Below are 6,750 nucleotides of genomic sequence, written 5' to 3'. Positions count from 1 at the left end.
GAAAGGCGGCCGAACCAGCGGGCATTATAACAGGAACAAAATGGGAAGCGGGAGGAAGCGCGAATTTGAAACGCCGCGGGCGCGTTGGCCGGGAATTTGGCCAACGCGCCCGCGAAATTGCTTCCGGCGAAATGCATCAATGGTTGGAGCTACACGTTGAACTCGCCCAGCAGATGCGTGAAGCCGGGAGCGACCGTGTCGGCGCCGAAAGTGTTCCCCGAGCCGGAGAGCTTGCCCGTACCCGAGTTCTCGAAGTTGGCGCTGTCGGCGGTGCAATCGGTGACCTTCAGGTCATTCTTGCCCGTCCCGGTGTTGACGGTGAGCGGGCCCGTGGCGTCGTTCTTTAGGGTCGTGGTATCGTTTCCATCGCCCGTGTCGATTTGCAAGCGCTGGAAGGGGCCGCCGACAAAAGTGCAATCGGTCATTGTCAGGTGGTCGTTACCGGCGCCCATCGTGAGCTGCAAATCTTGATCGGTGAAGTTGCGGATGTTGGCCCGGTCATTGCCGTCTTGCATGTCGATGGAAGAAAAGTAAGCGAACGTTGGATCGCTGACGTGTACGTTTTTAACCGTCAGTTGATCGTTGCCGGCGCCCCCTTCGAAGTGCAAAAACGTGCCGATTTGCAAATTTGTCAAGGTGGCGGAGTCGTCGCCGTCGCCCATCAAAATGGTTAAATGGCCGGGAATGCTTCCGCCCTTGATGGTGAGGTTGTCCGCGCCGCCATTCAAATTGACGGTAATGTTGCCGGTGACCGTATCGGTCACGAATTTCTGCACGTGGTTATCGGTCCAGGTGCGCTGTCCCAGCGTGATTTGCCACTGGCCGGTATCGCCAATTTCCTGCAACGTCACAACGTTGGCCGCGTCGTCGCCGGTAATGGTTAGGTTGCCTCCAACAACGGAGGCCACCACGTTGCCGGCCATCATCTGTCGCGTTTCCAAGCGTTCGAACGAGCGCCGACTTTGCGGGCGTTTCATTGCTGGCATCTCCTAAGGGCGTTAAGAACCTTACAGGAGCATCGGCCTTCAAAGGCGGCGAAAGCAGCATTCGCGGCATTCCCTGTGCTGGCCGGCACAGCGCGCAAACTGGCCGCAGGCCGCAAGGTTTGCCAGGCTTTTAGCCCGACTGCAGTTGATGGGGCGAAATGTTTGCGGGCGAGATAAAGATTGCCGGCATACTTGGCCGGCGCGCTGGACCAAAGTTGCAATCGGTTACATAAAGCCGCGACCGGTGGTCGCGCTGCAGCGATGTGGATTAACCATCATGAGCGGCGTTCATAAACCATGATCCATGGAAATGGAATATCCACCGGTGCGCCGGCGCGACCACCGGTCGCGGCTTTATGGAAGCACATGCTATCGCTTTGCCGCTGCACCCGCCTCACGGTCGGGGCTATTACCTGCCGGTCCTCCGGACCTCGGCGTTTGGGGATTGAATGGAATAGGCGGGGGCGTTCGAAATCCCCGATCTAACGAACGGGGCTATTGCCTGCCGGCCCTCCGGGCCTGGAGGCGGTGAACAAAGTCCGGTCAGCATTTGCTTCAGGGGATGGTAAACAGCAGGGCTGGAGGCCCGATAGGAAATAGCCTCAACCGTCAGGTTGAGGTATGATGGGCCACCATTCATTTCTGAGGTCCGAAGGACCGGCACTTTTCGCTCGAGACGCAACCATGTCCACATTTATTTCTAATCTCGTTCATTTTGTGTGGGGTACGGCCGATCGGGAGCCGCTGCTGCGCAAATCTTGGCGCGATCGAATGTACGGATACATCGGCGGCATCCTGGCAAAGAAGAATTGCAAATTGCTGGCAGCGGGCGGAATGGAAGATCACATGCATGTGCTGGCATCTTTGCCGGCCACGATTTCACTGGCGGAGGCAGTCAGCGCGATGAAAGCCAACTCCAGCCGTTGGATCCACGAGAACGCGCCACAATGCAAGGGATTCGATTGGCAAACCGGCTATGCCGCATTCTCAGTCAGTAAATCGGCCCAAGCGCGGGTGACGGAGTACATTCAAAACCAAGAACGGCACCACAAGAAATGGAAATTTACGGCGGAGTTTATGGCGCTGTTAGAGAAACACGGGATCGATTACGAGGAGCGGTATTTGTGGGTGTGAGTTGTGTTTTGTCGATCTCCAATGCCATGGTCGTATGGCGAAATTAGGGCCGGAGGCCCGGCAGGAAGTAGCCCCAACCGTGAGGTTGGGGTTTGCGAGCCGCCAATCATTTTTGCAGGGCCGGAGGCCCGATACGAACGGAGACGCATCACCAAAATCATCCACCAATCGTGCCGGTCCTCCGGACCTCGGGTTTGTGTGGTGACAAATGTACAATCGCGCGGTCCGAAATCCCCGACCTCACGGTCGGGGCTATTGCCTGCCGGCCCGCCGGGCCTTTGGTTGCGAATACCCGCATTCACCAGGGCCGGAGGCCCGACATGAAGTAGCCCCAACCGTTAGGTTGAGGTAGCGCAGTGGGCAACGATCGACAAGGGCCGGAGGCCCGACAGGAAATAGCCCCAACCGTCAGGTTGGGGTTTGGAACATTCCGAACATTTTGCAGGTCCGGAGGACCGACACCAAACGGCGCCCCTTACCAAAATCATCCACCAATCGTGCCGGTCCTCCGGACCTTGATTTGTGTGGTGACAAATGTACAATCGCGCGGTCCGAAATCCTGCCGGCCCTCCTGGCCTTTGGTTGCGAATACCCGCATTCACCAGGGCCGGAGGCCCGACATGAAGTAGCCCCAACCGTTAGGTTGAGGTAGCGCAGTGGGCAACGATCGACAAGGGCCGGAGGCCCGACAGGAAGTAGCCCCAACCGTAAGGTTGGGGTTAGGAAATGCCCCAAGAATTTTTTAGGGCCGGAGGCCCGATACGAACGGCGGCGCATCACCAAAATCATACACCGATTGTGCCGGTCCTCCGGACCTGAGGTTTGTGAGGGGACAGATGTGTAATGGCGCGGTCCGAAATCCCCGACCTCACGGTCGGGGCTATTGCCTGCCGGCCCTCCGGGCCTAAAGAAACGGTACCGACGAGCAGTGGCATCTGTGCGTGACGTTCCCGAATTATTGCTATACTAGCGTTTCATAAATTTACGCCCGGGCTTGCCTATGCTCGATGACACTAACGACTTCATTGTAGATTGCTTCCGAACCGTTGATTCAGTTAGCAAGAAATACCGTGCAAATCCCGAGGCGGTCTTTGCGATTCAATGCGAGATCATTGCGGCCGGTTATCTTTTGAAATGGACCAATCCTGCGCAAAATGAGATCAGCAAAAAACTTAAGATGTCAGACCAGTTTAATGGGCCCAACTTTTACATGCTGAAGGGAGCGATCGCGCACATTGAAGAACAGGGAGTCGGGACAGCAAATGCTAAAGATTATCTGAAAAAAAGACTTTCTGAGTTCGAACAAGCTACTAAATCACACGGAATTTGGTAGGAACTAATCACGAGGAGAGACGCGGACATGGCGCACCATAGAAACCGATCACGGCGTTACTCGTTTTTTGATTGCAGCTGAGACCTCATCAAATAACTTGTCGATTTCCTGAAACTTCATCTCGGTATCTTCTCGCAATTGCTTCCATTCAGCTTTCTTAGTTTCACGATCGTCAATTTGTTGAAGCTCCTGAACGCTATCTATATTGTTAATAATTCTAAGGCATGATTGGATAATCGCTCTTGCCGGATCGTGAACTGAGGTGTCCATAAACGGCTCACCAAAGCGGACCGCTTTTTGGTAGGTGTTAAACAACTTTGTAACCTCGTCTTTGTGCGAAACGGTGCGGCCACCACCTAACGTTTCGATAAGAGAGCCAATAGCCCTGCGCAATAGAAATAGCTTTTTCCAAAGATCGCAATACCGCGCATATTCTTTTTCGAGCCGGAACTGATAATCGAATTGTGAATGGCCTGAAACGCGGTTCGTCACAAGTGTTGCAAGCCAGCCTAGGAGGCCACCCAACAAAACCAGAAGTGCCTTTTCCGCGGAATCATCGATTGACGAAATCATCTTGATGTAACAGGTTGTTTTTGTTGTTCATCACTCCGCGAAAACGTAAACTCATCATCCACAAAGTCGATGTGCACCGTCGCGCCTTCGGGGAATTCGCCTTTGAGGAGTTCGCGGCTTAGCGGGTTCACGACGCGCTGTTGGATTACGCGCTTTAAGGGGCGGGCTCCGTAGGCGGGGTCGTAGCCTTCGCTGGCGATTTGGTTCAAAGCGCGCTCGGTGATGTCGAGCTGCAAGCCGGTCTGCTCCAGTTGATGACGCAGGTGGCCGATTTGGATATCGACAATGCGGCGAATTTGCTTACGCTCCAGCGGGTGGAAAATAATCGTCTCGTCGATGCGGTTCAAAAATTCCGGCAGGAACCGCGTGGCGAGAGTTTCTTTTACGGCCGCACGCATTTCGTCTTCGGTGCCGCCTTCTTTGGCGATTTCCTGAATCGCCTGGCTGCCGACGTTGCTGGTCATGACCACGATGGTGTTGGTGAAATCGACAGTGTGGCCGTGGCTGTCGCTGAGGCGGCCGTCGTCCAGCACTTGCAGCAAAATGTTGAATACGTCGCGGTGGGCTTTTTCGATTTCATCGAGCAGCACCACGCAGTACGGGCGGCGGCGGACGGCTTCGGTGAGCATGCCTCCTTCCTCGTAACCGACGTAGCCCGGCGGCGCGCCGATGAGGCGGCTGACGGTGTGCTTTTCCATGAATTCACTCATGTCGAGGCGGACCATGGCGTGCTCGTCGTCGAACAGGACTTCGGCCAGGGCCTTGCACAGTTCGGTTTTGCCCACGCCTGTGGGGCCGAGGAAAATGAAGCTGCCGATGGGGCGGTGCGGGTCTTGCAGGCCGCTGCGGCTGCGGCGGACGGCATCGGCCACGGCGGTGACGGCTTCGTCTTGCCCGACGACACGCTGATGCAGTCGATCTTCCAGCACGAGGAGTTTGGCGCGTTCGGTTTCCAACATGCGGGTGACAGGGATGCCGGTCCAGGCGGAAACGACTTCGGCGATTTCGTCGGGGGTGACTTCCTGGCGAAGGAGGCGGCGCTTTTCGGTTGGTTTGCCGTCGGGTGATTCAGCGCGACCAGCGGTCGCGGCTTTATGTTTTTTGTCGTCGGGTTTTTCGGCGGTGGAGGCTTCGACCTTAGTCTCGAGGGTTTTGCGTTCTTTATCGAGATTGAACAAGCGTTGATACAGTTCTTCCTTAACCGGCATGCCGGCGGATTGGTTCTCTTTGATTTGCGCGGTGAGCTGGCTGATTTCGTGCTCGACAGCGTCGAGCCGTTTGCGGGTTTGCTGGACGTCGCCCAGGCCGAGTTTTTCGGCTTCCCACTGTTCGCGGAGGCTGGCCAACTGCTGGCGGAGCTTTTGGATTTCCTCTTGAATTTCGGCGCGGCGTTCGACGGCGTGTTCTTCGGTTTCCTCGGCGAGCTGACGGTCGGCGAGTTCCAACTGCGTAATGCGGCGCTGGATTTGATCGATTTCGCCCGGCACGCTTTCCAGTTCCATCGCCAACCGGCTGGCGGCTTCGTCGACCAGATCGATCGCTTTGTCGGGCAGAAAGCGGTCGGTGATGTAGCGCTGCGAGAGCTTGGCCGCGGCGACGAGCGCTGAATCTTTGATCTTCACATTGTGATGCGCTTCGTAGCGGGGCTTGAGGCCGCGGAGAATGGCGATGGTGTCGTCGACGGTGGGCTCGCCCACATAGACCGGCTGGAAGCGGCGCTCCAGAGCGGCATCTTTTTCGATGTGCTTGCGGTATTCGTCCAGCGTGGTTGCGCCGATGCAGCGGAGCTCGCCGCGCGCGAGGGCCGGCTTAAGCAAATTGGCGGCGTCGGTAGCGCCTTCGGCGGCGCCGGCGCCGATCATGGTGTGGAGTTCGTCGATGAAGAGAATGACGCTGCCGGCGGCATCTTGCACTTCGCGGAGGACGGCCTTCAGACGGTCTTCGAACTCGCCCCGGTATTTTGCGCCGGCGATGAGCGCGCCCAGGTCGAGAGCGATAATGCGCTTGTTTTTCAGGCTGTCGGGCACGTCGCCTTGGATGATGCGCAGGGCGAGGCCTTCGGCGATGGCGGTTTTTCCGACGCCCGGCTCGCCAATGAGCACGGGATTATTTTTGGTGCGACGAGACAGTACCTGGATGACTCGGCGAATTTCTTGATCGCGCCCGATGACCGGATCGAGCTTGCCTTGGCGAGCCCGTTCGACCAGATCGATGCCGTATTTTTGCAGGGCCTGGAATTTGGCCTCGGGAGCCATGTCGGTGACGCGCTGCGAGCCGCGCACGGTTTGCATGGCGGCGAGCAGTTCTTTCTCTGTGATGGCGTTCAACTTCAGGACATTGCGGGCTTTGGAATCGACCTTCGCCAGCGCCAGCAGCAAGTGCTCGGTCGAAACGAAATCGTCTTTCATCGTGCCGGCTTCGCGCTGGGCGGCTTCGAACACGTTATTCAGCTCGTGGCTGATGCCCGGTTGACCGACGTGGCCGCTTTGCTTGGGCAGGTGGTTCAACTCGGACTCAGCAATGCGGTCGAGTTGCGTGCGGTTGACGCCGATTTTATCGAGCAGCGGCTTGACGATGCCTTCTTCCTCGGCCAGCAGCGAGGCCAGCAAGTGCAAGGGATCGATTTGCGGATTGCCATGGTCGGCGGCCATTTCCTGGGCGCGCTGCACGGCTTCTTGAGCTTTGATGGTGAATTTGTCGAAACGGAGGGCCATGGTTAGGAGT

At 57.0% G+C, this 6,750-nt stretch carries 5 protein-coding genes; 2 read left to right on the top strand and 3 right to left on the bottom strand.

Annotated elements, in window-relative coordinates:
• Positions 1-149 precede the first annotated feature (149 nt).
• Positions 150-977 (bottom strand): hypothetical protein, encoded by an 828-nt coding sequence (locus tag VMJ32_05295; GenBank protein ID HTQ38418.1) that lies wholly within the window; start codon positions 975-977, stop codon positions 150-152.
• 693 nt (positions 978-1,670) lie between these two features.
• Here VMJ32_05295 and tnpA point away from each other — a divergent pair.
• Positions 1,671-2,120, top strand: coding sequence for an IS200/IS605 family transposase (gene tnpA, locus VMJ32_05290; protein ID HTQ38417.1), 450 nt, complete (start codon positions 1,671-1,673; stop codon positions 2,118-2,120).
• 1,000 nt (positions 2,121-3,120) lie between these two features.
• Positions 3,121-3,453, top strand: a complete 333-nt coding sequence (locus tag VMJ32_05285) for a hypothetical protein (protein ID HTQ38416.1) — start codon at positions 3,121-3,123, stop codon at positions 3,451-3,453.
• A gap of 48 nt (positions 3,454-3,501) precedes the next feature.
• On the opposite strand, the gene VMJ32_05280 is transcribed toward VMJ32_05285, so the two are convergent.
• Positions 3,502-4,026 carry a hypothetical protein gene (locus VMJ32_05280; GenBank protein ID HTQ38415.1) on the bottom strand — a complete coding sequence of 175 codons (525 nt, stop codon included), beginning with the start codon at positions 4,024-4,026 and terminating at the stop codon, positions 3,502-3,504.
• On the bottom strand, positions 4,023-6,740 hold the full coding sequence (clpB, locus tag VMJ32_05275) for an ATP-dependent chaperone ClpB (protein ID HTQ38414.1): 2,718 nt from the start codon (positions 6,738-6,740) through the stop codon (positions 4,023-4,025). Before clpB ends, VMJ32_05280 begins: the two co-directional genes overlap by 4 nt.
• Between the last annotated feature and the right edge of the window lie 10 nt (positions 6,741-6,750).

It is taken from the genome of Pirellulales bacterium, assembly GCA_035499655.1.
Classification (GTDB): domain Bacteria; phylum Planctomycetota; class Planctomycetia; order Pirellulales; family JADZDJ01; genus DATJYL01.
Note: the sequence above shows the minus strand (reverse complement) of the source record. Positions and strands in the feature narration are given on the sequence as shown.

What these genes read in the sequence shown, in the direction of transcription:
- VMJ32_05280 (HTQ38415.1), bottom strand. Translation starts at nt 4,026, where the DNA reads ATGATTTCGTCAATCGATGATTCCGCGGAAAAGGCACTTCTGGTTTTG.
- tnpA (HTQ38417.1), top strand. Translation starts at nt 1,671, where the DNA reads ATGTCCACATTTATTTCTAATCTCGTTCATTTTGTGTGGGGTACGGCC.
- VMJ32_05295 (HTQ38418.1), bottom strand. Translation starts at nt 977, where the DNA reads ATGAAACGCCCGCAAAGTCGGCGCTCGTTCGAACGCTTGGAAACGCGA.
- VMJ32_05285 (HTQ38416.1), top strand. Translation starts at nt 3,121, where the DNA reads ATGCTCGATGACACTAACGACTTCATTGTAGATTGCTTCCGAACCGTT.
- clpB (HTQ38414.1), bottom strand. Translation starts at nt 6,740, where the DNA reads ATGGCCCTCCGTTTCGACAAATTCACCATCAAAGCTCAAGAAGCCGTG.